The sequence below is a fragment of the Aquimarina macrocephali JAMB N27 genome, assembly GCF_000520995.1.
GTDB classification, from domain to species: domain Bacteria; phylum Bacteroidota; class Bacteroidia; order Flavobacteriales; family Flavobacteriaceae; genus Aquimarina; species Aquimarina macrocephali.
Map to the genome: position 1 here is coordinate 46,161 of NZ_JACA01000014.1, position 24,388 is coordinate 70,548.

25 protein-coding genes are annotated in these 24,388 nt (G+C 33.0%); 7 read left to right on the forward strand and 18 right to left on the reverse strand.

Annotated features, from left to right (window positions below; translation table 11 throughout):
- Nucleotides 1–28 precede the first annotated feature (28 nt).
- Nucleotides 29–2,476, reverse strand: coding sequence for a bifunctional aspartate kinase/homoserine dehydrogenase I (gene thrA, locus Z054_RS0110730; RefSeq protein ID WP_024770067.1), 2,448 nt, complete (start codon nt 2,474–2,476; stop codon nt 29–31).
- Nucleotides 2,477–2,944: 468 nt separating this feature from the next.
- Between thrA and Z054_RS0110740 the strand changes: the two genes are divergently transcribed.
- Nucleotides 2,945–4,480 carry a bifunctional ADP-dependent NAD(P)H-hydrate dehydratase/NAD(P)H-hydrate epimerase gene (locus Z054_RS0110740; protein ID WP_024770068.1) on the forward strand — a complete coding sequence of 512 codons (1,536 nt, stop codon included), beginning with the start codon at nt 2,945–2,947 and terminating at the stop codon, nt 4,478–4,480.
- Between the two features lie 113 nt (nt 4,481–4,593).
- Nucleotides 4,594–5,475: an anti-sigma factor gene (locus Z054_RS0110745; protein ID WP_024770069.1), complete on the forward strand. Its 882-nt coding sequence runs from the start codon at nt 4,594–4,596 to the stop codon at nt 5,473–5,475.
- 57 nt (nt 5,476–5,532) lie between these two features.
- On the opposite strand, the gene Z054_RS0110750 is transcribed toward Z054_RS0110745, so the two are convergent.
- The 4 genes from Z054_RS0110750 to Z054_RS0110765 all read right to left on the reverse strand — a co-directional run bounded on the left by Z054_RS0110750 (nt 5,533) and on the right by Z054_RS0110765 (nt 8,937).
- On the reverse strand, nt 5,533–6,480 hold the full coding sequence (locus Z054_RS0110750; RefSeq protein WP_024770070.1) for a leucine-rich repeat domain-containing protein: 948 nt from the start codon (nt 6,478–6,480) through the stop codon (nt 5,533–5,535).
- A complete protein-coding gene (locus Z054_RS0110755; RefSeq protein WP_024770071.1) occupies nt 6,473–7,429 on the reverse strand; it encodes a hypothetical protein in 957 nt (318 codons plus the stop codon). Before Z054_RS0110755 ends, Z054_RS0110750 begins: the two co-directional genes overlap by 8 nt.
- Nucleotide 7,430: 1 nt before the next feature.
- Complete coding sequence (xerD, locus tag Z054_RS0110760) at nt 7,431–8,327, reverse strand: site-specific tyrosine recombinase XerD (protein WP_024770072.1); 897 nt, start codon at nt 8,325–8,327, stop codon at nt 7,431–7,433.
- Between the two features lie 76 nt (nt 8,328–8,403).
- On the reverse strand, nt 8,404–8,937 hold the full coding sequence (locus tag Z054_RS0110765; RefSeq protein ID WP_024770073.1) for a porin: 534 nt from the start codon (nt 8,935–8,937) through the stop codon (nt 8,404–8,406).
- Between the two features lie 260 nt (nt 8,938–9,197).
- On the opposite strand from Z054_RS0110765, the gene Z054_RS28255 reads away from it, so the two are divergent.
- The gene (locus tag Z054_RS28255) at nt 9,198–9,830 is read left to right on the forward strand and encodes a porin family protein (RefSeq protein ID WP_084050256.1); all 633 of its coding nucleotides are present in this window, start codon (nt 9,198–9,200) and stop codon (nt 9,828–9,830) included.
- 58 nt (nt 9,831–9,888) lie between these two features.
- Nucleotides 9,889–10,308, forward strand: a complete 420-nt coding sequence (gene aroQ, locus Z054_RS0110775) for a type II 3-dehydroquinate dehydratase (RefSeq protein WP_024770075.1) — start codon at nt 9,889–9,891, stop codon at nt 10,306–10,308.
- Between the two features lie 98 nt (nt 10,309–10,406).
- Here aroQ and lpdA read toward each other — a convergent pair whose 3' ends face one another.
- From lpdA to Z054_RS0110800, 5 genes are all read right to left on the reverse strand, one after another.
- A complete protein-coding gene (gene lpdA / locus Z054_RS0110780; protein ID WP_024770076.1) occupies nt 10,407–11,798 on the reverse strand; it encodes a dihydrolipoyl dehydrogenase in 1,392 nt (463 codons plus the stop codon).
- Between the two features lie 194 nt (nt 11,799–11,992).
- Complete coding sequence (locus Z054_RS0110785) at nt 11,993–12,490, reverse strand: hypothetical protein (RefSeq protein WP_024770077.1); 498 nt, start codon at nt 12,488–12,490, stop codon at nt 11,993–11,995.
- Between the two features lie 27 nt (nt 12,491–12,517).
- The gene (gene msrB / locus Z054_RS0110790) at nt 12,518–12,913 is read right to left on the reverse strand and encodes a peptide-methionine (R)-S-oxide reductase MsrB (RefSeq protein ID WP_024770078.1); all 396 of its coding nucleotides are present in this window, start codon (nt 12,911–12,913) and stop codon (nt 12,518–12,520) included.
- Nucleotides 12,906–13,400 carry a peptide-methionine (R)-S-oxide reductase MsrB gene (gene msrB / locus Z054_RS0110795; RefSeq protein WP_024770079.1) on the reverse strand — a complete coding sequence of 165 codons (495 nt, stop codon included), beginning with the start codon at nt 13,398–13,400 and terminating at the stop codon, nt 12,906–12,908. Before msrB (Z054_RS0110795) ends, msrB (Z054_RS0110790) begins: the two co-directional genes overlap by 8 nt.
- Before the next feature lie 73 nt (nt 13,401–13,473).
- Nucleotides 13,474–14,343, reverse strand: a complete 870-nt coding sequence (locus Z054_RS0110800) for an alpha/beta fold hydrolase (RefSeq protein ID WP_024770080.1) — start codon at nt 14,341–14,343, stop codon at nt 13,474–13,476.
- A gap of 256 nt (nt 14,344–14,599) precedes the next feature.
- Here Z054_RS0110800 and Z054_RS0110805 point away from each other — a divergent pair, with 256 nt between their 5' ends.
- Nucleotides 14,600–16,120: a DEAD/DEAH box helicase gene (locus Z054_RS0110805; RefSeq protein WP_024770081.1), complete on the forward strand. Its 1,521-nt coding sequence runs from the start codon at nt 14,600–14,602 to the stop codon at nt 16,118–16,120.
- A gap of 6 nt (nt 16,121–16,126) precedes the next feature.
- Here Z054_RS0110805 and Z054_RS0110810 read toward each other — a convergent pair whose 3' ends face one another.
- From Z054_RS0110810 to Z054_RS0110835, 6 genes are all read right to left on the reverse strand, one after another.
- Complete coding sequence (locus Z054_RS0110810) at nt 16,127–17,161, reverse strand: NADP-dependent oxidoreductase (RefSeq protein ID WP_024770082.1); 1,035 nt, start codon at nt 17,159–17,161, stop codon at nt 16,127–16,129.
- Between the two features lie 29 nt (nt 17,162–17,190).
- Nucleotides 17,191–17,883: an aspartate/glutamate racemase family protein gene (locus Z054_RS0110815; RefSeq protein WP_024770083.1), complete on the reverse strand. Its 693-nt coding sequence runs from the start codon at nt 17,881–17,883 to the stop codon at nt 17,191–17,193.
- Between the two features lie 72 nt (nt 17,884–17,955).
- On the reverse strand, nt 17,956–18,741 hold the full coding sequence (locus Z054_RS0110820; protein WP_024770084.1) for a PhzF family phenazine biosynthesis protein: 786 nt from the start codon (nt 18,739–18,741) through the stop codon (nt 17,956–17,958).
- Nucleotides 18,742–18,760: 19 nt separating this feature from the next.
- Nucleotides 18,761–19,360 carry a short chain dehydrogenase gene (locus tag Z054_RS0110825; RefSeq protein ID WP_024770085.1) on the reverse strand — a complete coding sequence of 200 codons (600 nt, stop codon included), beginning with the start codon at nt 19,358–19,360 and terminating at the stop codon, nt 18,761–18,763.
- A gap of 11 nt (nt 19,361–19,371) precedes the next feature.
- Nucleotides 19,372–19,737 (reverse strand): cupin domain-containing protein, encoded by a 366-nt coding sequence (locus tag Z054_RS0110830; RefSeq protein WP_035091451.1) that lies wholly within the window; start codon nt 19,735–19,737, stop codon nt 19,372–19,374.
- 49 nt (nt 19,738–19,786) lie between these two features.
- Entirely contained in the window at nt 19,787–20,113 is a 327-nt protein-coding gene (locus Z054_RS0110835) for an ArsR/SmtB family transcription factor (protein WP_241461406.1), read from the reverse strand.
- Between the two features lie 523 nt (nt 20,114–20,636).
- Between Z054_RS0110835 and Z054_RS0110840 the strand changes: the two genes are divergently transcribed.
- Nucleotides 20,637–20,828: a hypothetical protein gene (locus tag Z054_RS0110840; RefSeq protein ID WP_024770088.1), complete on the forward strand. Its 192-nt coding sequence runs from the start codon at nt 20,637–20,639 to the stop codon at nt 20,826–20,828.
- A 96-nt stretch (nt 20,829–20,924) separates the two neighbouring features.
- On the opposite strand, the gene Z054_RS0110845 is transcribed toward Z054_RS0110840, so the two are convergent.
- Nucleotides 20,925–22,445 carry a M20/M25/M40 family metallo-hydrolase gene (locus Z054_RS0110845; protein ID WP_394331060.1) on the reverse strand — a complete coding sequence of 507 codons (1,521 nt, stop codon included), beginning with the start codon at nt 22,443–22,445 and terminating at the stop codon, nt 20,925–20,927.
- Between the two features lie 158 nt (nt 22,446–22,603).
- Here Z054_RS0110845 and Z054_RS0110850 point away from each other — a divergent pair, with 158 nt between their 5' ends.
- Nucleotides 22,604–23,818 (forward strand): class I SAM-dependent rRNA methyltransferase, encoded by a 1,215-nt coding sequence (locus Z054_RS0110850; protein ID WP_035091454.1) that lies wholly within the window; start codon nt 22,604–22,606, stop codon nt 23,816–23,818.
- Nucleotides 23,819–23,865: 47 nt separating this feature from the next.
- On the opposite strand, the gene Z054_RS0110855 is transcribed toward Z054_RS0110850, so the two are convergent.
- Nucleotides 23,866–24,276: a DUF2541 family protein gene (locus tag Z054_RS0110855; RefSeq protein WP_024770091.1), complete on the reverse strand. Its 411-nt coding sequence runs from the start codon at nt 24,274–24,276 to the stop codon at nt 23,866–23,868.
- Nucleotides 24,277–24,388 lie beyond the last annotated feature (112 nt).

Consider the following 24,388-nt stretch of genomic DNA (forward strand, 5'->3'; position numbering starts at 1 on the left):
ACGTTTTAATTGTCAGGCTGATTTCATATTATTTACTTTTGCCAATTCTTATGATATCTGCAAAGATACCAGAAGCAGTAACTTCGGCTCCAGCTCCGGCTCCTTTAACTATCAAAGGTTGTTTTGGATATCGATCTGTATAAAAAAGTACAATATTATCACTTCCTTCCAGATTATAAAAAGGATGATCAGCTGGTATATGCTGCAATCCTACTTTAGCATTTTCTGCTTCGTATTGCGCGACATATTTTAATCGACATTCTTTTTTGTTAGCCTCTGCCAGAATTTCCTTAAAATGTTCCTCATTTTGGGCTAGCGAATTAAAGAATTCATCTACACTTTTGGTTTCTAAGCTTTCCTGAGGAAGAAATGCTTCATTCTCGATATTTTCAAGCTCCATAATTTTTTCACTTTCACGAGCAAGGATCAGGATTTTTCGAGCCACATCAACACCACTTAAATCAATCTTTGGATCTGGTTCTGTGTATCCTTCTTGCTGAGCCTGTTTTACAATATCATGAAAAGTAACTTCTTCTGTATAATTATTAAATACAAAATTAAGACTGCCTGATAATACAGCTTGTATTTTGTGAATATTATCTCCAGAGGCAATTAAATTATTAAGAGTATCGATTATAGGTAAACCTGCTCCAACATTGGTTTCATATAAAAACGGAGCATTAAATTTTCTGGAGAGATCTTGTAATTCTTCATAATTCGAATATTCATCGGCACATGCAATTTTGTTACAAGTTACTACAGCCATACTTTCTGCCAGATAATGCTTATAAATCTTAGCAATATTGGGATTTGCAGTATTGTCTACAAAGATAGAATTACGTAGATTCATTTCTTTTGCCTTGGCGAAAAATGATTCTGCATTCGCCTTTTCTCCTTTTGGAAGTATTTCTTGCCAGGAATCAAGATCAATTCCATCTTCATTAAAGATCATGTTTCTTGAATTTGACATGCCAACTACTCGAATTTTAAGGCGTAGTTTATCTTTTAGGTATTTATTTTGTTGTTGAAGTTGTTCGATTAGTTTACTACCTACGTTTCCTACACCAGTTATAAATAGGTTTAATTGTTTAGTTTTTACTTCAAAAAATCGTTCATGTAATATATTAAGAGCTTTTTTAATGTCTTTTTTTGCTATGACTACAGAAATATTCTTTTCTGAAGCTCCTTGGGCGATAGCTCTAATATTTACATTGTTTTTACCTAGTGTACTAAACATTTTACCACTTAACCCCTGATGGTGATACATATTATCACCAACCAATGCAACGATAGCTACATCATTTTCTATTTTTACAGGGTCTAGTTTGTACTTAGAAATCTCGAATTCGAATGTAGTATCCAAAATGGTTTTGGCTTTCTCTGCTTCAGAAGCTTCAACGGCAAGACATATAGAATGCTCAGAAGAAGCTTGTGTAATAAGAATAACATTTATATTTTCTAAAAATAACGCTTCGAATAGGCGTTTAGAAAATCCAGGAATGCCAACCATGCCGCTACCTTCCAGAGAAATGATCGCGATACTATCAATATGACTAATCCCGGTTACTGGTCTTTTTCTTTCATCTACCTTTCGTGTAATAAGAGTTCCTTGATCTTTGGGTTTAAAAGTATTTTTAATAATTATCGGAATATTCTTTTCTAATACAGGATGTATGGTAGGAGGGTAGATTACTTTAGCTCCAAAATGAGAAAGTTCCATAGCTTCCTGATATGAAATATGATGTACAGGTTTAGCTTGTTTTACTAATTTTGGGTTGGCGGTATATAAACCACTTACATCTGTCCAGATTTGTAATTCACTTGCATCAATAGCTGCTGCCAGAATAGCTGCTGTAAAATCAGAGCCCCCTCTTCCTAGTGTAGTTGGTTCGCCATCCTTTGTTCTTGCAACAAAACCGGGAAAAAGACTTACTTTATGTGTACTATTATTTGCAAATTCTTTGATTCTGGTATTGGTCTCTTTATAATCAATTACGACTTTAGAATTAATTGTTTTAACGATTAGTTCTCTAGAATCTTTTAAAACGATATCTAAGCCTTTTATTTTGGCTGCTTCGGTGATAATATAAGAAGAGAGCATCTCTCCAAAACCTGCAATTACGGCAGCTGTCTTAAGAGATAATTCACTTAATAAGTATACACCTTCACACAATGATTCTAAAGTGTTAAGTTCGGCTTTCACCTTACTAATTATTGCACTTTGGGATACTACAGGGATAAGAGTTTTTACAGCTTCAAAATGCCTTTTCTCAATTTCTGCCAGTGTGTTTTTATAGTTTTCATTGTTAGCAGAAGCTTCTTCTCCTGCTTGTAATAGTAAGTCGGTAATTCCGCCCATTGCAGAAACTACTACATATAAAGATTGCTTTTGAGATTGTTGTTTTATGATTTCTATTACACTTTCTATGGTCGATGCATTAGCGACAGAAGAACCTCCAAATTTTAGAACGTTCATGATATATTGTATTTTTTAAGTTGAAATTATTAATAAAAGCTTTGCTGGTAATTCTTTTTTTGTGAATTACGTATGTGGTGCGGTGGTAATATATAAATGAACTAACCCCTAAGGGTAATAATAGTAATAGTACCTGTTGTAATAGAAGAAGCCTCAGATACGATAATCGTTCCTAAGGTAAATAATAAAGCCAATAAGAAAATGGTACTAAACATTTGTTTGCTTTACTTTGCGTGTTCAAATGTATAATTTTTTACTTTTAAAGAAAATTAAATTAACTGCATCCTTAAATTTTTACTAATTCAATAATTAATAACTTGTTTCATTATGTAATTCTTAGAAAAAGTATGAAACAGGCACGATTAAAATTGTATTTAGGGTCTTTGAGGAAGGATTACCAGTTTGTTGAAGGTTCTTAAAGGAACCTCTAGGATAAAAACATGAATAAATATTAATACATATAGATAGATGAAAATATTTTCTGCGCAACAAATGCGTATGGCAGATGAAGCTACAATGGTAGCTGCTAAGATCACATCATTAGAATTGATGGAGCGTGCTGCAACACAAATTTTTAATTTGATTCATAGCAGATTACAAGGATCTCCAATTATGATCCATGTTTTTTGTGGTATTGGGAATAATGGAGGAGACGGACTAGTAGTTTCGAGATTATTGTTAGAACATGGGTATAATGTAAAAACTTACATCGTAAATTTTAGCGATAATAGATCGAAGGAGTTTCTATCTAACTATGATCGATTAAAAGAAATTAGTAAAGATTGGCCTATCCAGCTTAAATGCGAAGAGGATTTTCCTCAACTTAAACGAGAGGATATAGTTATTGATGCCATTTTTGGTATTGGACTTAACAGACCTTTGGTGCCCTGGGTGGTTTCTTTAATCAAACACCTTAATACTTCGAGATGTTTTACACTTTCTATAGATATTCCTTCGGGTTTATATTCTGATAAAGCACAAGACAATCCTGAAGGAGTAATTTTTGCAAACGTTACAGTTACATTTCAATTACCAAAACTTGTTTTCTTTTTACCAGAAACGGGTATGTATACACAAGACCTGCAAGTGATTGATATTGGATTGGACCGAAGTTTTTTAATGCAAAACCCGGGTGTCGGAGTCTTGATTAATAAAAATGAAGTATTGCCATTATATCGACCAAGACATAAGTTTAGTCATAAAGGTACTTATGGACATTCTGTAATGATAGGAGGGAGCTATGGTAAGATAGGAAGTATGGTTTTGGCAACTAAAGCTGCCTTAAAGACAGGAGCTGGCTTAGTTACTGCATATATCCCCGAATGTGGGTATGAAGTGCTGCAGACGGCTGTTCCAGAAGCAATGGTTATTGCAGATAGTGATGATGAATTAGAAGAAATCACTTTGGATTTTAAGCCTGCAGCTATAGGAATTGGAATAGGTCTTGGAACCGATGAAAAAACAGTTAATGCCTTTGGAGAGTTTTTAAAGGAAAATGAATCTCCTCTTGTGATAGACGCTGATGGAATCAATATTTTGGCAAAAAATACTGAACTTCTTGAGAAACTACCTAAGAAAACTATTTTAACACCTCACCCAAAGGAGTTAGAACGATTAGTCGGTAAATGGAAAGGTGATTTTGATAAAATTAAAAAAACAAAAGCATTTTCAAAACAATATGATTGTATTGTAATTATTAAAGGAGCAAACTCTATCACTGTATATGAAGATCAATTATATGTAAATAATACAGGAAACCCGGGAATGGCCACGGCAGGAAGCGGTGACGTGCTTACAGGGATGATTACTGGTTTGCTATCTCAAAGTTATGATCCTCTGCATGCTGCAGTTTTTGGAGTCTATTTACATGGAAGCTCTGGAGATATAGCCGTTCAAAAAACAGGTTTTGAAGGGTTGATTGCGGGTGAAATCATATCTCATATAGGTCCAGCTTTTATAGAATTATTTAAAACACCCAATGTTGAAGGGCAGCAAGGGAAATAACGAATACATTTTAAGATAGGAAGAATATGTTTTTATATACAATTTTGTAAGTATTTTGGAGTTAATTTTATTGTAATCTAATTACATTTGAAAGATAATTAAAAAGCAAAGTGATGACAAAAACAAAATTATTTATAGCGGTTCTATTTTTTGGAGCGCTATTCAATTCGTGCTCTAATGATGATGACGGTCCAGCAGTTGCCACAATAGAATTAGAGACGATCGGATTAAAGGCTCTTACAGGAGGAACTGCTTATCAAGGATGGATTATTGTTAATGGACAACCTGTTAGTACTGTAAAATTTACTAACCCCGAAGGAGTGGTTCGTTTAGACGTATTTGCATCTGATCTAGCAAGCGCAACTCAGTTTATAGTAACTGTAGAACCAGTGGGAGATATCGATAATGGACCTTCTGATACAAAAATTTTGACGGGTAATTTTAATGGTAATTCTGCACAGCTTACTTTTCCACCAGTAGTTGCTGATCTTTCTAATACATCAGGTCAGTTTTTCTTAGCAACTCCTACAGACAATGCTGGAGGCGTGGATAATGGTAATGATGAGTTTGGTGTTTGGTTTATGAATGGTGATACTGCTCCTGGTTTATCTCTTCCTGCTCTAGCTAGCGGATGGAAGTATGAAGGTTGGGTGGATTTTGGTACTCAAATTTTATCTACAGGAACTTTTTCTAATGTTAGTGGTGTTGATGATGGAAATTTCTTTAAAGGTTCAGGAGGAACTGTTCCTGCATTTCCTGGAGAAGATTTTCTTGTTTTACCGACCCAAGTTCCTATTACTGGAATTACACTTCCTGCTGCGGTAACAAGCAAAAAAGTGTTTATTACAGTTGAGCCTATAGCAGATGGTGACCCTAAACCATTTTTTATATCACCACTTAGCGCAACTGCAGGAATTACAACTGGATCTGGAAACCCTGTAACGATGTTGTCTAATACTGTTGTTCCTTCGGGAATTGTGAAGAGACCGAATTAATATTTTTAAATAGATATACCTAATATAAAAAACTCTTACTCTCGTAGTAAGAGTTTTTTATTGTTTTTTCTGCTCGAAGGAGAGTAGAAAGAACCCTTTAAATAACTTTTGAGCTTTTCTTTTTTCTGTTTTATTAATGGGATTGTTGTCTAAAATGAGCCCGGATAAGGTGTATTTCTGTGTACTATAAACTTCGGGAATCGATTGAATATTATTGTTATTAACATGTACCATAAACAGAGATCGCATTTTGGTGAATACTTCGGGTAATTCCCGAAACTTATTATATCCAGCATGTACAACCCATGTTTTTTTCATTTCAGACATCTCATTTGGCAGTACTTTTAAGTTGTTATGATCAATATATAGAAAGTGTACCTGATTTAATAAACCTATTGTAACTGGTAATTCATCCAGATCATTATGATCTAACCATAAAGAATATAGCCGAGGTAACGCACCTAAATGAACATAACTCTCTTTTCCTTTTAATTTATTATACGATAAGTTTACATCTCTTAATGAATGTAGTTTGCTGATATTACCAGGAAGTTCTTCGATATTATTTCCTTTCAAATTTATAAATTCAATAGGAAGTTCAGAGATAAGATCAAAAGTGTGTTCCAGGTTTAAATTTGGATTATGGGCTATAGAAATTTGTTTTAAGTGAGATAACATTTTAATAGACTCTGGTAAAGTAGAGATATTCATGTTATCTAGATTTAAAACTTCAAGCCTGACTAATAGATTTAATTTTTTAAATACTTGATCTAGTTTTAGGTTCGGGTTATTACTAAGATCTATCATTTTTAGATCTTTATAATTGGTCACATAATCTGGTAAAACCTCAAGATTTTGATTGCTAAGATCCAAGCGATATACTTTAGAAGTATCATTGATTGGGTTAGCTGTATAGGTTTTGCTATAAAACGTGGTATAGGTATTACAGCCACTACATAATACCGATAAGACTAAGTAATAGTATATGTTAAATTTATTATTCATCTGTAGTCTCTTTGAGAAGTAAAGCTCCACTAATTTCTATAAATATCTTATCTTTTGTTTCTACTTTCCAGGGAAAACGAGGGTTTAGCCCAATACCATCATGTAATGTGTTTTGTATATATGCCCCTGCTTTTTGACTATTAATTCCAAATTTGGCGTGTATAGTATAATTGGCATCCTGAAACGTACCGTAACTATAAAGGTTACTGTAAAATAAATCTGCATATGGGGGTAATGTAAACCATACATTTTTGCGACCATCATCAGAGTTTATTTTATTTCTGGGAGATATACTGTAATCTGGTCTTGGAGTAAAAAGATCAACTCCAAAACCCAATCGATATACTCTTGTTGAATTCTGTATTTTGGTAAACCCAATATTTAAAGAACCTGTAACGCCATAATCGGTTCCCGAACCACTAAACCAACCGATTTTGAAATCATTCAAAAAAGCAAGGTGGATATTATGATCAGCATTGCTAAATCGCATCAAAAACGCGCCTCTTTTTAACCCATACGATTTTAACTCTTTTGGGAGGTAATCTTTACCAAAACCAAACCCGAGTCCTTTGAACCCACCTTTCCCTGTTGGATTAAATATAATCGAGGTATTGGTCGTTGAAACAGATGATCCTAATAAATTACTATTTTTTCCTATTCCGCCCAGAGCAAAAAAATCATAGGAATATGCTAAGCCGGGCATTTTGATAGTATGTCGTTTTAAAAACGTATAAGACGCAATAGATAAACCGCTTTCTATAGAAATATCACCATAATTCATTGTTCCGAATCCAAATACTCCAAGTTGTAGCCATTGATTTTGATTACCTATAGTAATTTCTGCTTTTAGAAGAATACCACCATCTGCATGTAATCGTTGTGCGAGTACTATAAAACTGTTTAAGAATAGTATCAGAAATATAGATATTCTTTTCAGGTTTATGTTCATATTATCTCCTTGGATGAAAACTATGTATAACCTCGCTTAAGTGGCTTCGATCTATATGCATATATATTTCTGTAGTTGTAATACTTTCATGACCTAGCATTAATTGAATAGCTCTTAAATCGGCGCCATTCTCTAAAAGATGAGTAGCAAAAGAATGCCTGAAAGTGTGAGGACTAACCTGTTTGTGGATCCCTGCTTTTTCTACCAATCGCTTTATGATAGTAAAAATCATTGCTCGGGTGAGTTGTCTTCCTCTTCTGTTTAAAAATAAGGTATCTTCATGTCCTTTTTTAATATCAATATGATTACGAATTTCGGTAGTATAAATATCAATATACTTTTGAGTAGTTTCTCCTATAGGTACAAAACGTTGTTTATCACCTTTCCCGGTAACACTAATGTACCCTTCATCAAAAAAAAGACTGGATTTTTTTAAGGTTATAAGCTCACTTACCCTTAAACCACATCCATAGAGAGTTTCTATAATTGCGCGATTACGTTCTCCTTCTGGTTTGCCAAGGTCGATTTGAGCAATAATGAGATCTATTTCTTCTACAGATAATGTATCGGGTAGTTTTCTTCCTATTTTTGGTGACTCTATGAGTTCCATAGGGTTGGTTTCTCTATAATCTTCAAATACAAGATAATTAAAGAAACTTTTTAATCCAGAAATAATTCTTGATTGTGAACGGGGATTAACCAGTTTTGCTGTTTCAAAAATAAATTGCTGAAGTATATCTTTTTCAATAGAAAGAGGAGTAGTTGCGATATTCTGATGTTCTAGAAATTTTAATAATCGCTGGATATCAAGAGTATAATTAACAATTGAATTTTCAGATAATCCTCTTTCGATTTTTAAGTAATGTTTGTAGTCTTTTATAGCGTGATCCCATTTCATTAATACTAAGATATGATATAAAAGAAAACCATCCCAATTTACTTTGGGATGGTTTTAAAATAATAAATAAATGTTTTTATAGATGTAATACAAACCCTATGTTTAATTGGAAGGCATCAGCATGAAACCGATCATCCAAGCTAAAATTGTATCGCAATCCAGGTTCAATACTTACTTTATCTCCTAGAAAAAAAGCATAACCTCCCTGAACACCAAAATAGGATGGATCTTGGTTTTGGTCTGTACTTGCACCATTATAATCGATCTGCACAGGAATCCTCCCAATAATATAATATTTGGCCCCTATTTTATAAGAAAAGGAATCTAAAGATTCTGAATCACCACCTTTGTCTATTGATCCATATCCCAAACCAATTTTTAGAGCTAAATCATCCATTATAAAATAGCCTACTTCTGCACCAATATTAATTACTGATCCTCCATCATCAGAAAAACTTGTAAATTGAATACTCGTATTAGAAGCACTTGCTGCGCCGAAATTAGTATTAGCTTCGATTAACCATTTTCCTTTAGTAGTTTGATCATTGTTTTGAGCACTTGCAAAGACAAAACTTACTACTGCTAAAGTAGTTAATGCAATTTTTTTCATAATTACTGTTGGTTTAAAGTTTGCCGCTAAACTATTTAATTTGCCAGAACAAAAAGTTAATTAGTTCTTAATATTTTTTGAACGTATTTTTGATTATAATTAGAGAATAAAACACATCGATTTTTAATAGAACATAAGTTTTATAGCCTTATTGATAATATTGCTTAGGGGTATTTAGAAATGTTATAATGCTTTTTTTGTTTACAGATTCAGGTTTTTTAAAAAATAAAACTACTTTTGAATAGTAATAGTATTTATATATGATGAATAAGTTTTTTCTTACTGTTTCGGTCCTAATGATGATGATCACGTCTTTATATGCTCAAGATGAGAGTGAAGAATTATATACTCGTGCAGGATTTAAATTTGGAGCTAATTATGCGAATATAACCGGAGATATAAAAAATACAGATGCAAGAGTACGAATGCATTTGGGTGCTGTCGTAGAGTTTCCTATATCTCAACGGTTTTTTGTACAGGCAGAAGTGTTGTATACAGCACAGGGGTATAAAGTTGATAATGGCGGAGAAGAAAATAAGATTAGTTTAAATTATTTAACACTACCTATTATCGCTAAGTTTTATTTTATAAATAAATTTAGTCTGGAGACAGGGCCACAACTAGCTATATTAGCAAATGCAACAGAATCTGCAGAAGATACTCCTGATGAATTCTTTGATTCTTTTAATAATTTTGATTTTAGCTGGGGATTCGGAGCTGGATATAAGACAGAGACTGGTTTGTTTTTTCAATTACGATATAATCTGGGGTTAACTAATATTAATGATATTGATACATTGGATATAGATTTTAAGCATTCTGTAGCGCAATTATCCGTCGGATATTTATTCAAGACTAAGAATAACCGAAGACAGGAACCTAATATTGAGTAATAAAAATATAAAGCATAATTGATTTGTTGTCAATTAATTACTAAAAAAAAATAAACGTGTGAAATTACTAATCATAAATGGTCCCAATCTAAACCTCCTTGGAAAAAGAGAGCCAGAGGTGTATGGAAATCAAACTTTTGATGAGTTCTTTGCTCAATTACAATCTGACTTTTCTACACTAGAGTTGTCTTATTATCAATCTAATATAGAAGGAGAATTGATTACTAAACTACAGGAAGCAGATGATCAATATGATGGAGTTATCCTTAATGCGGGAGCTTATACTCACACTTCTATTGGTATTGGAGATGCTATAAAGGCAATATCAATTCCTGTTGTAGAAGTTCATATATCAAATACTTTTGGTAGAGAAGAGTTTAGACATCAATCTTATATATCACCTAATGCAGAAGGTGTTATTCTGGGCTTTGGTTTACAAAGTTATATATTGGCAATACAAAGCTTTTCTACAAAGTAATTACATAATACCAATTTTGATTAAAATTGTTGATATAAAACGCCTTACTATTAAGATAGTAAGGCGTTTTTGATAATATGTATTGGTTTGTTTATATATTATAAATGAATTACTTCATCATATGCATCTGCTACAGCTTCCATTACAGCTTCACTCATTGTTGGGTGAGGGTGGATCGTTTTTAATACTTCGTGACCAGTAGTTTCTAATTTTCTACCTAATACAGCCTCAGCAATCATATCTGTAACTCCGGCTCCAATCATATGACAGCCTAACCACTCACCGTATTTTGCATCAAAAATCACTTTTACAAAACCATCTTTAGTTCCTGCTGCACTGGCTTTTCCTGAGGCAGAAAAAGGAAATTTCCCAACTTTTAATTCGTAACCAGCTTCTTTGGCTTGCTTTTCGGTCATTCCGACACTAGCAATTTCTGGAGAAGCATATGTACATCCTGGGATATTTCCATAATCGATAGGTTCTACATGCATTCCTGCAATTTTTTCTACACATGTAATTCCTTCTGCAGAAGCAACATGGGCTAGGGCAGGACCAGGAACAACATCACCAATTGCATAAATTCCCGGGATATTGGTTTGGTACCAATCATTTACTACAATTTTATCTCTATCTGTAGCTATACCTAATTCTTCTAAGCCTATATTTTCTATATTGGTTTTAATACCAACAGCTGATAATACAATATCTGCTTCGAGAATTTCTTCTCCTTTTTTAGTTTTTACTGTTGCTTTTACTCCATCACCACTTGTATCTACACTTTCAACAGAAGAATTAGTCATTACTTTAATTCCTGCTTTTTTGAAGTTACGTTCAAACTGCTTTGATACTTCTACATCCTCGAGAGGAACAAGGTTAGGTAAAAATTCTACGATAGTAACTTCTGTACCCATTGCATTATAGAAATGAGCAAATTCAACTCCAATCGCTCCTGATCCAACCACAATCATCTTCTTTGGTTGAGATTCTAATGTCATTGCTTTTCTATACCCAATTACTTTTTTACCATCTTGTGGTAAATTAGGTAATTCTCTAGATCTGGCTCCTGTAGCAACAATGATATGTTTTGCCTCATAATCAGTAGCTTTTCCATCAGCATCTGTTACTGTTACTTTATTACTGGCTTTTAATTTTCCAAAACCTTCAAGAACATCAATTTTATTTTTCTTCATAAGAAACTGAACTCCTTTGCTCATTCCTTCTGCTACACCACGACTACGTTTTACAACTGCATCAAAATCTTTGTCAAATTTATCTACAGTAAGTCCATAATCAGAAGCATGTTTTAAGTATTCGAATACCTGAGCACTTTTTAATAGTGCTTTTGTAGGAATACACCCCCAGTTTAAGCATACTCCGCCTAAACTTTCTTTTTCAATTACTGCGGTTTTAAACCCTAATTGCGAGGCTCTAATTGCAGTTACATAACCCCCAGGACCACTTCCTAAAACGATGATATCATATGTGTTCATAAATGTCGATTTTTTGAAGTCACGAATTTAAGGATAATTCGGCTAACCAAAAAAGGATTTAAGTATTCCCTAAGAATAAGATTTTCATTAAAAAGGACAAAAAAACACCACGTTATATAACCGTGGTGTTAATTTTTAATGTTTTTTATTATAATCAGTACTTAATATGAAATATAATTGAATTATGTACTTCTTTAAAATTTCAGTTTAAGTGCTTTTTTTACAGTATTAAAATCAGAAAAATCTATTTTTGAATTTTTTGCAAAAGTTGAAGGTATAACTACAATCCTGAAAGATTGATTATCTGTAATATCAGCGGCCAATGCATTTAGATCATCACTCTCTATAAATATATCAATACTCGCAATATTTTGTGCTTCGTTAAAAATAAAATTGAATTGAAATTGAGCAAATTCTCCAGGAGCAAAGAAAAAAGTCCTTGGTAGTGGTTCCCATACATCAACTTGAGCTGTAGATTTTTCAGGATCTAATATATAAACTAACGCAACATCTGAGTCTAATACATTAACATTATCAGGTACCACAGCTTCAATCCGAAAATTATTAGCAGTATTAAACGTTCCTGTTACTTCAAAGGTGTTTGCAATAGTATCAAAATCTGTATCATCATCGCTAGAACAAGATGTAAATATAAATGTGGCTAGACATAGTAGTGCGAAAATTTTTCTCATGAATTCTAAATTTTATTTATTATCGATTTATTTTTTATTAAAGTCTATACTAATAGAGTTTACACAATAGCGTTGACCTGTAGTTGTTGGACCATCATTAAATACATGGCCTAAATGACTACCACAATTAGCACATAATATTTCTGTGCGTATCATACCGTGGGATGTATCTTTTATATATTCTACACTTCCTTCTATTGATTCATCAAAACTTGGCCAGCCACATCCCGAATCAAATTTAGAAACACTTTTGAATAGAGGTACATCACAAGCCATACAGGTATATGCTCCATCTTCAAAATGCATGTTGTATTCCCCGGTAAATGGCCTTTCGGTTCCTTTTTGTCTTAATATTTTATATTGCTCTTCTGTAAGCTTCTCTTTCCATTCGGCTTCAGATTTTTCTATTGGATATTTACTCATTTTTTGATTTATTAGATTTAAACACTAGAGCATCACCATTAATGCAATGTCTCATTCCTGTTGTTTCTCTGGGACCGTCACTAAATACATGGCCCAAATGTCCTCCACATGTCCCACATAGTAGCTCGGATCTAGCATATCCTAATTTATGATCTATATCGTTATCGATACTTCCTTCTATTGCACGATCAAAACTTGGCCAACCTGTTCCGCTATCAAATTTGTATTTACTTTCGTATAATGGTGTATTACATGCAGCACAATGAAATGTGCCATGAGTATACAATTTGTTTAGAGGGCTAGAGAATGGTCTTTCTGTTCCTGCTTGTCTAAGAATATAGTATTGTTCTGAGGTTAGAACCTTTTTCCATTCTGCATTGGTTTTAGAGACTGCATAGACTTTACTATCCTTTTTACCTTCTTTTTGTGCCGTACCTGTGCAACTAATAGCCAGAACACTAATACATAATAAAATAAAACGTTTCATAGTTTTTTCTAATTTTTAATTAAAGTTATACCTAAGTAGTCGTATAAACTGGCTAACAATAACTGATCAATAACTATTCCAAAATATATTCTATGATTTTGGATATTACTTCTTGGTCTCCTAAAATTTTTCGATGGCCTAGTTGTTCTGTAATTAACAGTTGTCCATTCTCTAAATTATTAACGATTTCATGCGCTGCACTGTAATGTACATCAACATCATTTTTATCATGTATTACAAGAGTAGGTATTTTTACTCCTGCGGCAGAAGTCGCTCCCGAGTAATTATCAAGATCTTCTCCATACTTTTTATCAAAGTATGTTTTTAATAAACGCCCCACCTTTTGATCTAATTGTAGATTCTTTGCAAAATTTTTAGTGATTGCAGTGATGCTATTGGCGGTACCAATGATGACCAAGGATTTGATTTGTAATCCAAATCGGGTAGTTCTTAATAATGACATTCCTCCTAATGAATGTCCTATTGCAGCTTTAAACGGACCATGAGTTTTTTCTAATTGGTTTATTGTTTCGATAAAAAAGGGTAACATACTTCTTTTTCCAGGAGCATGGCCATGTGCCGGAGCATCAAAGCTTACAGTACTATATCCGTTTTCTAATAATTGATCTGCAATTTTTGAAAGCTGTGTACCGCTTCCAGACCAACCATGAGCCAGAAGAATTTTTTTATTAGAATTTCCATAATTATAAATGATGACCTCTCTATTAATTTTTTTTATTAGAATTCTTTCTTTTTTACTCTTCTCATACATCACCTTTTCTCTATCGGGCATTTTATAACCGAAAGGTGTTAAAAATATTCTGGCTGCAAATCTAGATGCCAGAAAAGGAGATATCCAATTCAATATTTTTGCAGTATATACTATAGATTTAGGGATTAAAAGTGCCTGTACAGGAATTAGGTCTTTGTCTGCTTTAGCCATTAAATAGATATTTAATTGAAAGGGTAAAATTAAAATAACAACTGTTCTTGAAATATATAATTATGATAAATTAACATTTTTTGAAAAATGTAAAGAAACAAAAAATGTTTACTTTTTATATATGTATAGAACTTATGTGAATTCTAATAAGATAGTAAAGAATAAAATATAAATAGATTAAATATATCTCCTTAATTCTTTCATATAACCTTTAAAAGTGTTTAATTTTGTAGTTTATTTTTTTAATAGGAGATACATGGGATTACAACCCAAAGGGGTAGATAAAAAAGAACAAAAAGTACTTTACGATTATCAGAAGCGGGATATAGATAAGATATTTAGTCGTCTAAAAGAGTTTTCCCAAAAATATAATCTGTTGTATCAACTTCCTACCGGAGGAGGAAAGACGGTTATTTTTTCTGAAATTGTAAGACGGTATATAAAGTCCACTAGAAAAAAAGTGGTTGTCCTTACTCATCGAATTGAACTCTGTGGCCAAACCTCGAAAATGTTAACCGAGTTTGGGGTAAAGAATAAAATCATAAACAGCTCTGTTAAGGAGCTCGATGACCAAAATGAATATATGTGTTTTGTTGCGATGGTGGAGACTCTTAACAACAGGCTTAATGATGATCATTTAGAACTGCACAATATAGGAATGGTGATTATTGATGAAGCTCACTATAATTCATTTAGAAAGCTTTTTAGATTTTTTAAAAATTGTTTTATCCTTGGAGTAACGGCTACACCGCTTAGTTCAAATATGAAACTCCCGATGAAGGATAATTATAATGAATTAATTGTAGGGGATACAATCAGTTCATTAATTAATAGTGGATTCCTGGCTAAGCCTGTAATTTATACCTATGATGTTGGATTAGGATCTCTAAAAATAGGAATGAATGGTGACTATACTGTAAAATCTTCAGAAGACCTGTATACCAATATGTTAATGCAGGATAAGTTATTACATGCTTATGAAGAAAGATCAAAAGGTAAAAAGACACTGATTTTTAACAATGGGATTAATACCTCTATTTATGTATATGAGGCTTTTAAAAGGGCAGGACATCCTATTCGTCACCTCGATAATACAAATAGTAAGCAAGAAAGAGAAGATATATTAGCATGGTTTAAAACAACAAATGATGCTATTCTTACTTCTGTTAGTATTCTTACTACTGGATTTGATGAACCTACAGTAGAAAGTATTATTCTTAACAGGGCAACAAAATCACTTACTTTATATTTTCAGATGATCGGTAGGGGATCTCGTATATTACCTGTTAAACCAGAATTTTCAATAATCGATTTAGGAAATAATACTGCAAGATTTGGGTTATGGAATTCTGATATTGATTGGCAATCTATTTTTAGGTCACCAGATTTCTATTATGATAATCTGGTTGGGGATGAGGAGATAGAACGCAATTTTAAATATGTATTGCCAGAGGAGTTAAGAAAAGAATTTCTAAAATCTGAAAATGTTGAGTTTGATATCGAAGAAGAATATGCAAAAACAAAACGCCACGGACATAGAAGCTTAACGGTTCTCGAAAAATCTATAGAACAACATGCTATAATGTGTGTACAAAATAGCGAAGATGTTTTTGATGCACGAATTTTAAGTAAACTTTTAGATCAAGATATAGAATTTCGTGTACGTAGATATTCTTATTGTATTAGTAAAAGTACTAAAAACTATAGAGATTGGTTAGAGGAAGACTATAAGCGAAAATTGAGAGCTAAAATTAATCAGCTATTTATGGATGATTAATGGTAATTATACTTTTACAATTAATTTCCCCATATTTTTACCATGGAAAAGCATATTAAGAGCACTGGGCAGGTTTTCAAACCCTTCAATGATTGTTTCTTTATATTTTAATGATTTACTGATTACCCATGGAGTCATTTCTTTAAGCATTTGATCCATTTTATGGTTGTAATCTCTTGCTAATACTCCCTGTATTGTGGCTCTCTTATATAGTAGTTTATGTAAAAACCGAGGCCCTAATTCTGGATTGTCCAGCCCTCCTGAATATTGTGAAATTTGACCGCAAATTATGATCCTTGCATTAATATTTATTAGTTCGAATATAGCATCGGTGATAAAGCCTCCTACATTATCATAATATATATCTATTCCTTCTGGGCATATTCTAGAAAGTTCATTTTTCATTTCTATAGCCGAGGGGTGTTTTTTATAGTTAATTATAGCATCTACCCCCAATTCATCTTGTAGATATTTGGTTTTTTTATCTGATCCTGCTATACCTACCACTTTACATCCTTTTAATTTTGCTATCTGTACAACAATTTGTCCAACTGCTCCAGAGGCACCTGACACGACAATGGTTTCTCCTGTTTTAGGTTTTCCAGCTTCAATTAATCCAAAATATGCAATACGTGCAGGCATTCCTAAGACTCCTAATGCAGTGGTTACAGAGGTTTGGTTTGGGTCTAATTTCCGAAGACTATTAACCTCTGCAATAGCATATTCTTGCCAACCTGTGTATGATAATACCCAATCACCAATTTTAAGAGAGGTATTAGAATCATTTATAGCTATTATTTGGCCAACTACCGCTCCGCCTTGAACAATATTTAAAGGGTGGGGGCTTTCCCAAGTATTTTTATTGGATTGTTGAATACGCATATATGGATCAATACTAAAAAATTCTGATTTAATTAGTACTTCACCAGGTTTAAGATAAGACATAGAAATGGTTCCCTCTTTCATGGTATAATGACTATTATCTACTATCTCTTCTGGTCTTTTTGTATAGATACACTGCCGGTTTCTTAATGTTGTCATATAATTATTATCAGATGTAATAGGTTATATTAATATTGTAAGGCTATTTCAACGGCACTTTCTGCATGAATTTTTGTGGTATCAAATACTGGAATATCAACATCATCTTGTTTGATCAATAACGGTATTTCTGTACATCCTAAAATTACACCTTCTGCACCTTCATGCTCTAATGCTTTTATAATTCGTTTGAATTCTTCTCTAGAACTATCTTTAATGTTTCCGAGTACCAGTTCTTTATATATTACCTCATGAATAAGTTCCCGATCATTTTGATTTGGAAGTATTATTTCAATATCAAACTCTTTTAAGATGTTTCTGTAAAAATCTCTCTCCATCGTAAATTTGGTACCTAGGAGAGCCAACTTTTTTAATCCTTTAGATTTAATGTTTTTACCCGTAGCACTTGCAATATGTAGAAAAGGGACTGAAGTATTTTTAATCATTTCTTCACTACATAAATGCATTGTGTTTGTACATAGAATTATCAAATCTGCTCCAGCGTTTTCTAATTGTTTTGTGGATTTTATCATTAATTTGTTTAATCCGTCCCAATCATCTTTACGTTGTAAGTTTTCGATTTCGGAAAAATCAACCGAAGCCAAAATACACTTGGCAGAATGAAAACCTCCGAGAAGTTTTTTTGCACGTTTATTAATCAATTCATAATAGAGAGCTGATGATTCCCAGCTCATTCCTCCAATCAATCCTATAGTTTTCATAAGCATAAATTTCAAAGAGTACTACTCATTTTTTTAAGTATTCTGATTTTATTTCAATGACAATTCCTGGGATTATATTTCAATTTCTCCGATCAAGTATGGAACCGAGTGCCCGCTAAGGAAAACACGGTTTCCATCTAGTTTGCAATCTAATTCTCCTCTACGAGCAGATAATTGTTGAGCTTTAAGTTTGTTTTTTCCTAGTTTTTTAGCCCAAAACGGTACCAGAGAAGTATGAGCAGAACCTGTAACAGGATCTTCGGGCTGAATAATACCATTTGCATCAAATACACGAGAAACAAAATCAGCATGTTTTCCTTCAGCAGTGATAATGATACATAAATAGGGTAGATCCTTAAGTAAATCGAGTTTAGGGTTCTCATTTAATATTTCTTCTTCAGATGAAAGCGTGATTACCAAATCACGAGCAGCAAAAGTAGCAATAGGTTTTGCATTAAGAGCCTGGTATATTTCAGAAGGAATTTCAATAGGTTCTGGTGGTCTGGAAGGAAAATCTAGTGTAATTGCTCCATTGTCTTCTTTTTTGGCTTTTAGAATCCCACTTTTTGAAGAAAATGTAATTTCGTTGATAGAAGAATCAATATAGTTAAAGATTACATATGCCGATGCAAGTGTAGCATGACCGCACAAGTCAATTTCGGCATGAGGCATAAACCATCTTATTTCATAGATGTCGTCCTTTTTTACAAAATATCCTGTTTCTGCTAAATTGTTTTCTACTGCAATGTTCTGTAAAGTTTTGTCGTCTAGCCAATGTGGTAAATGACATATTGCAGCAGGATTACCTCCAAATAAGGTTTTGGTAAAAGCATCGATTTGGTACATTGAAATTTTCATGAGCCTAAATGTTTTATTTTTAATATTTTTTATAAATAGTACCTGTGTTATTGTTATTAAATATTTGTTTGTAGCTATCCACTACATCTTTAATATGAACCGGATAGTATCCTGCAAATTTTTGATCCTCTGGAAAATCTCCTGCTATAGCACCAGGAGCAACAACATTTAACCTAATTCCACGATCTAATTCTTTTGATGCGGCATTAACAAAACTATGCAAAGCACCATTTACTAGTGATAATCCTACGGCATTGGGTTCATAATGTTCTGCCAGAATACCAGTTGTTAAAGTTATTGAGGCATTGTCATTTACATAATCTTTTGCTATATGCACAAGGTTAACTTGTCCCATTAATTTACTGTGTATCCCGATATAATAATCATCTTCTGTTAATTCTGATAATGGTTTCCACGAAGCTGTACCTGCTGCATTAATTACTGCATCTATTTTTGGTAGTTTTTCAAATAGCGTTTTTATAGATGCTTTATCTGTAATGTCAATAGGGTAGGACTTGCTATTTCGATGAGCACCAAATACATCACTATACTCATTTTTGAGAGTGTTATAAATCGCACTACCTATTGTTCCGGTAGCACCAATAACTAAGATTTTCATAAGCTTTCCTTTTAGATAGTTTCTAATTTATCTTGTGTCAAATTTCCAGGAGTATTACCTGTATTGATTGTAGTATTGGGTTCGAAGAGCATTACAGAAACTTCTTCATCTGCTACAGGTCTATGTTCTGTTCCTTTTGGGATGATCAAAAATTCATTAGGTTTTAAAAGTACCGTCCGATCACGAAATTCCATTTTGAATTCACCATTTACAACATAAAACATTTCATCTTCGTTATCATGTTTATGCCATACAAACTCACCTTTAAACTTCACTAATTTTACATGTTGTCCATTAAGTTCTCCAACAATTCGAGGGTTCCAATGATCAGAAAAGAGAGATAATTTGTCGTCGATGTTTACTTTTTCTATTTTCATTTTTATATTATTATATATTTAATTTTGTAAATATGTTTACCTAAATTTTTTATAGCTCTTTATTTATGGCTTCTAAAAATTCTTTGATTACAAGTTCATTCCTTTTAAAATATGTCCATTTTCCATGTCTTGTGGTAATTAATAAACCAGCTTTATACATACCGGTTAAATAATGAGATATAGTAGGTTGTGATAAACCTGATTTATCTTTAATATGCTGACCACATACACCATCATTAAAATGTCCAAGATCTTTATGAGGAGGGAAATTGGCTTCTGGGTCTTTTAACCATTTTAGTATATCTAAACGAGTGGCATTAGATATGGCTTTATTTATTTGAAGTATTCTTTCATTATTCATGTAACAAATATACATATTTAATTTTATAAATATGTTACAAATATTTTTTATGGACTGTTTTATAATAAATAGTTACTTTTTTGTTATTTATGTATTTGATAATCAGTGTTTTGTGAAATAATGCAATTTTGTTGTGTAACAAAACAAAGCAATGTTCGTCTAGTAAGTGTAGGCAGTAAAGAAATGAATAGTTTCTTGAAGACAAGCAAATTAGTTTTAACGATACCTATAGAGCGCGTATCTTGATATTTCTTGAGATAGGTGCTTTTAAAAAAGGTTTTATTTGCTTTAAACCAATCATAGAATTGAGTTTTTATATTTAAAAGAACTCTTGATTCAAACAATATAAATAAGAGCGTTTATCCTGATACATCTTGGGATGGATGCTTTTTTTATGACTATTCTGATATTAAACAGTACTTTTTTTGAGTTTTTTCTGTATCCGGATATTGCGTAATTGTGTTACTTTTACTAAGATTAATATTCTGTAAACTAATCAATTAATATTGAAACTCATTAACCACAAATATTTACACAAATGAAAATTATCTTAAATCTGGATGGCGTAAAAGCTCTGAGTAAAGAGGAGCAAAGCAAAATCTCTGGTGCAAGACGTTACGCATGTACACAAAGAGGTAGAATGTGTTGCGAAAATGCTCCTGGGGGTCCATTCTGTGAAGCTGGTATCTGTATTGGTATTGGCGGATCTGGAGGCTGCCTCTGGTATTGATCATTACTTAAGAAACAATTTTAAAAACGAGACTGTAATTAAACAGTCTCGTTTTTTTGTATCAATTCTAATTGAATATTCTTAATTTGATACTAATTAGTTTTGTCCTCCTTTTCTGTTTGGACTTCTTAATTCTGGCCAGATACGTTGTTTCTGGGTACGTTTATTTATAGGTAATATACTTTTTTCTCTCGAAGTTTTTTTAGGGTCTTCACTAGCTTTATATGCCAGAATTGCAGTTAGAATTACATTATTAAGTACATCATCAAATATAATTTTATCGTATGTATCACGATTTGTATGCCAAGTATAATTCCAGTACGACCAATTAAGTGAACTTAATGAAAACGCAGGAGCTCCGGCTGATACGAAAGAAGCATAATCAGAACCACCTCCGCCAGGAGTTCCTGGGAAAGTAGTTTCTATATGCTTAGTGATGTTTTCGGGAACTGCTTCTAGCCATTTTCCTAAATAATCATAAGAATGCAGGAATCCTTGTCCTGATAAGCGAACTACACGCCCTGTACCGTTATCCTGATTAAATAAGGCTTGCACACCTGAAACAATTTTTGGATGATCTTCAACAAAAGCTCGTGACCCGTTCAAACCTTGTTCTTCACTTCCCCAAAGTCCTATAAGTATGGTACGTTTAGGGTTTGGATATATTTTTTTGAGGATACGTGCAGCTTCCATCATGGTTATGGTTCCTGTTCCATTATCTGTAGCTCCAGTACCTCCATCCCATGAATCGAAATGTGCAGAAAGAATAATATACTCGTCAGGTTTTTCGGTTCCTTTTATTTCTGCAATCGTATTGAATGTAGGCATCATTCCTAGTTCTTTGGATTCTGATGTGATCTTTATTTTTGGTTTAGAACCATGTTCTACAAGGCGATATAACATTCCGTAATCTTCCAATGACAAATCTACTGTGGGTATTTTTTTTGTTCGGGCACTAAATATTTTGTTAACTCCAAACCCTCTGGACCAATTACTTTGTGCTATTCCTACAGCACCAGCTTTTTCTAAAGCAGGGGCGAGAGTTCGACGATTATATCCGGTTTTTTTAATGTTTTCTCTCCATGCTTTTGTTTGCTGATTTCTTTGTTCTTTCATTTTTTTGAACGACTCTTCTGTAGCAAATTCTTCCCAATTATAGTCAGGCCTCCCTGTGGGTTGATTCATAGATGTCATTACAATTTTACCTTTTACATTGGGTAACCATTTCTGAAAAGTAATCGAATCTTTTACTTCGGGAATAACAATTAACTCGGCAACAACACCATTACTACCAGTACCAGGACTCCAAGCTAATTGTGTACCTTCAAGAGATTTTACCCAAGGAGATACCATATCAATGTGGGTGGTTCCTCGTTCCCATCCACGCCATTCTCCCCATTTTTCATTTCTGGCATCAATTCCCCAGGTTTTATATTTTGCAACAGCCCAATTATGCGCTTGTTGCATTTGTGGAGTGCCGACTAACCTAGGACCAATACCATCCATAAGCTCATGTGCCAATTCTTTTAATTGAGAACTTTCTGTTGCTTCTTTAATAATTTTTTCGATTAATGGATCTTTACCCTGAGCCGATGCGACAAAACAAGAAAGATACATTGTAATTGCGATAAGTGTGAGTATGCGTTTCATATTGATTGGTTTTTATTCTCACAATTTAAACATATCAATATTTTCATGGTTTTTATTTAACAAAACCTTAATTCATTTAATGTAATCATTTTAGGAAAACAAAATAATCACTATCCTTGCATACGATGAATATTGTTCCTGAAATAAAAACAAAAAGACTTGCTGTTAAGGTAAGACCTGCTGCAGAAAAGATAATAAAACAAGGGCATCCCTGGGTTTTTGAAGATAGTATTATAAAGCAAAATACAGAAGGAGAAGCAGGCGATCTGGTGATCGTTTATGATACTAAAAAAAATGTTTTTTTGGCTTGTGGTTTATATGACCCATATTCTCCTATACGTATTAAATTAATTCAATTTAGGAAAACAGCACAGATTAATGAAGAGTGGTTTGTCGAAAAAATTTCTGAGGCCTATAAAAAACGAACTCCTTTATTAGAAACTGATACAAATAGTTATAGATTGCTATTTGGAGAGAATGATCATCTTCCTGGGTGTATTGCAGATGTATATGATCAAGTTCTGGTTATTAAGTTATATTCACATATTTGGTTTCCTTATTTAAACTGGATAGTAGAGCATCTGGTTGCTATATCAGGATGTAACTGTGTTGTACTTAGGTTAAGCAGACTATTACAGTCCAAAGGGGAAGTATATGATCTTAAGGATGGTCAGATAATCTATGGAGCTCTAGAAAATGAAGTTGTGGTTTTTAAAGAGCATGGAGTCCTATTTTCTGCAAATGTAATTAAAGGTCATAAAACTGGATATTTTCTTGACCACCGTCATAATAGAAAAAGAGTAGGGGAGCTTGCTTATGGTAAAACTGTTTTGGATGTGTTTTCTTATGCTGGTGGATTTTCGGTTCATGCATTAAATGGTGGCGCAAAGGAAGTAATAAGTTTAGATATTAGTAAACAAGCTTTAGGTATGGCCAAAGAGAATGTTGCTTTAAATGTGCATCAGGGAAAACATAGTGTTATAGTAGCGGATGCGTTTGAGGGATTACAGAAATTAATAGATCATAAAACTGTATTTGATATTGTAGTTATAGATCCTCCATCATTTGCAAAAAGAGCAAGTGAAATTCATAAAGCGATGATTAGTTATGCTCGATTAGCAGAATTAGGATCACATTTAGTATCTTCTAATGGAATTTTGATTTTGGCTTCCTGTTCTTCCAGAGTTTTGGCCGAGGACTTTTTTAAAATTTCTGAAGAGAATATCCTTAAATCAGGAAGAAGCTTTAGCTTATTAGAAAAGACTGATCATGATATTGATCATCCCATTTCATTTCCTGAAGGAGCATATCTTAAATGTGGATATTATAGACTTGATTAAAATAGTATCAGATTTGTTTTATAAAACAAATCTGATACTATTTTTCTTTAATGCTTTCCAAAGACGTGAACCTTTGCTTTTTTTCGAGATAATTTTTTAGTATCATAAAAAAAGGTGATATCTCTAATTATACGTTTTCCACCTTTAAGATCTATTATTCTGGTTTCGATTTTACGAGAAAAATTATGCCTTAATTGGATTACATCTTTTTTCCCATTACCATATTGAACAACCATTTTGTGCATGTTTAAAGAGCCTCCTGTAACCTTGATTTTAAGCTTTTTAAATCCTCCTTCTCTTGCAGCTACCTTAATAATATCTTTATCTAATCTGTAATTTACTGTTCTGGAACCAAGGTGTTCCCAAGTATATATATTAGAGGTGAAACTACTAGTTCCTAGCAGAGTTATTAGTAAGAATAAAGAAACAGGAATTTTTTGTAGTGTTATATTTTTCATAGTTTCAAAATGTTTTGATTTGTTACTAAGACATTCTAACAATGAAAAGGTTTAATAGGATAAAAATAAAAAACGAGATGAATACGTTGATCCATCTCGTTTTTAATAAATA

Excerpts from the sequence above, each read along its gene's own strand:
- thrA (WP_024770067.1), bottom strand. The coding sequence starts at position 2,476 with ATGAACGTTCTAAAATTTGGAGGTTCTTCTGTCGCTAATGCATCGACC.
- Z054_RS0110740 (WP_024770068.1), top strand. The coding sequence starts at position 2,945 with ATGAAAATATTTTCTGCGCAACAAATGCGTATGGCAGATGAAGCTACA.
- Z054_RS0110745 (WP_024770069.1), top strand. The coding sequence starts at position 4,594 with ATGACAAAAACAAAATTATTTATAGCGGTTCTATTTTTTGGAGCGCTA.
- Z054_RS0110750 (WP_024770070.1), bottom strand. The coding sequence starts at position 6,480 with ATGAATAATAAATTTAACATATACTATTACTTAGTCTTATCGGTATTA.
- Z054_RS0110755 (WP_024770071.1), bottom strand. The coding sequence starts at position 7,429 with ATGAACATAAACCTGAAAAGAATATCTATATTTCTGATACTATTCTTA.
- xerD (WP_024770072.1), bottom strand. The coding sequence starts at position 8,327 with ATGAAATGGGATCACGCTATAAAAGACTACAAACATTACTTAAAAATC.
- Z054_RS0110765 (WP_024770073.1), bottom strand. The coding sequence starts at position 8,937 with ATGAAAAAAATTGCATTAACTACTTTAGCAGTAGTAAGTTTTGTCTTT.
- Z054_RS28255 (WP_084050256.1), top strand. The coding sequence starts at position 9,198 with ATGATGAATAAGTTTTTTCTTACTGTTTCGGTCCTAATGATGATGATC.
- lpdA (WP_024770076.1), bottom strand. The coding sequence starts at position 11,798 with ATGAACACATATGATATCATCGTTTTAGGAAGTGGTCCTGGGGGTTAT.
- Z054_RS0110785 (WP_024770077.1), bottom strand. The coding sequence starts at position 12,490 with ATGAGAAAAATTTTCGCACTACTATGTCTAGCCACATTTATATTTACA.
- msrB (WP_024770078.1), bottom strand. The coding sequence starts at position 12,913 with ATGAGTAAATATCCAATAGAAAAATCTGAAGCCGAATGGAAAGAGAAG.
- msrB (WP_024770079.1), bottom strand. The coding sequence starts at position 13,400 with ATGAAACGTTTTATTTTATTATGTATTAGTGTTCTGGCTATTAGTTGC.
- Z054_RS0110800 (WP_024770080.1), bottom strand. The coding sequence starts at position 14,343 with ATGGCTAAAGCAGACAAAGACCTAATTCCTGTACAGGCACTTTTAATC.
- Z054_RS0110805 (WP_024770081.1), top strand. The coding sequence starts at position 14,600 with ATGGGATTACAACCCAAAGGGGTAGATAAAAAAGAACAAAAAGTACTT.
- Z054_RS0110810 (WP_024770082.1), bottom strand. The coding sequence starts at position 17,161 with ATGACAACATTAAGAAACCGGCAGTGTATCTATACAAAAAGACCAGAA.
- Z054_RS0110815 (WP_024770083.1), bottom strand. The coding sequence starts at position 17,883 with ATGAAAACTATAGGATTGATTGGAGGAATGAGCTGGGAATCATCAGCT.
- Z054_RS0110820 (WP_024770084.1), bottom strand. The coding sequence starts at position 18,741 with ATGAAAATTTCAATGTACCAAATCGATGCTTTTACCAAAACCTTATTT.
- Z054_RS0110825 (WP_024770085.1), bottom strand. The coding sequence starts at position 19,360 with ATGAAAATCTTAGTTATTGGTGCTACCGGAACAATAGGTAGTGCGATT.
- Z054_RS0110830 (WP_035091451.1), bottom strand. The coding sequence starts at position 19,737 with ATGAAAATAGAAAAAGTAAACATCGACGACAAATTATCTCTCTTTTCT.
- Z054_RS0110835 (WP_241461406.1), bottom strand. The coding sequence starts at position 20,113 with ATGTATATTTGTTACATGAATAATGAAAGAATACTTCAAATAAATAAA.
- Z054_RS0110840 (WP_024770088.1), top strand. The coding sequence starts at position 20,637 with ATGAAAATTATCTTAAATCTGGATGGCGTAAAAGCTCTGAGTAAAGAG.
- Z054_RS0110845 (WP_394331060.1), bottom strand. The coding sequence starts at position 22,445 with ATGTATCTTTCTTGTTTTGTCGCATCGGCTCAGGGTAAAGATCCATTA.
- Z054_RS0110850 (WP_035091454.1), top strand. The coding sequence starts at position 22,604 with ATGAATATTGTTCCTGAAATAAAAACAAAAAGACTTGCTGTTAAGGTA.
- Z054_RS0110855 (WP_024770091.1), bottom strand. The coding sequence starts at position 24,276 with ATGAAAAATATAACACTACAAAAAATTCCTGTTTCTTTATTCTTACTA.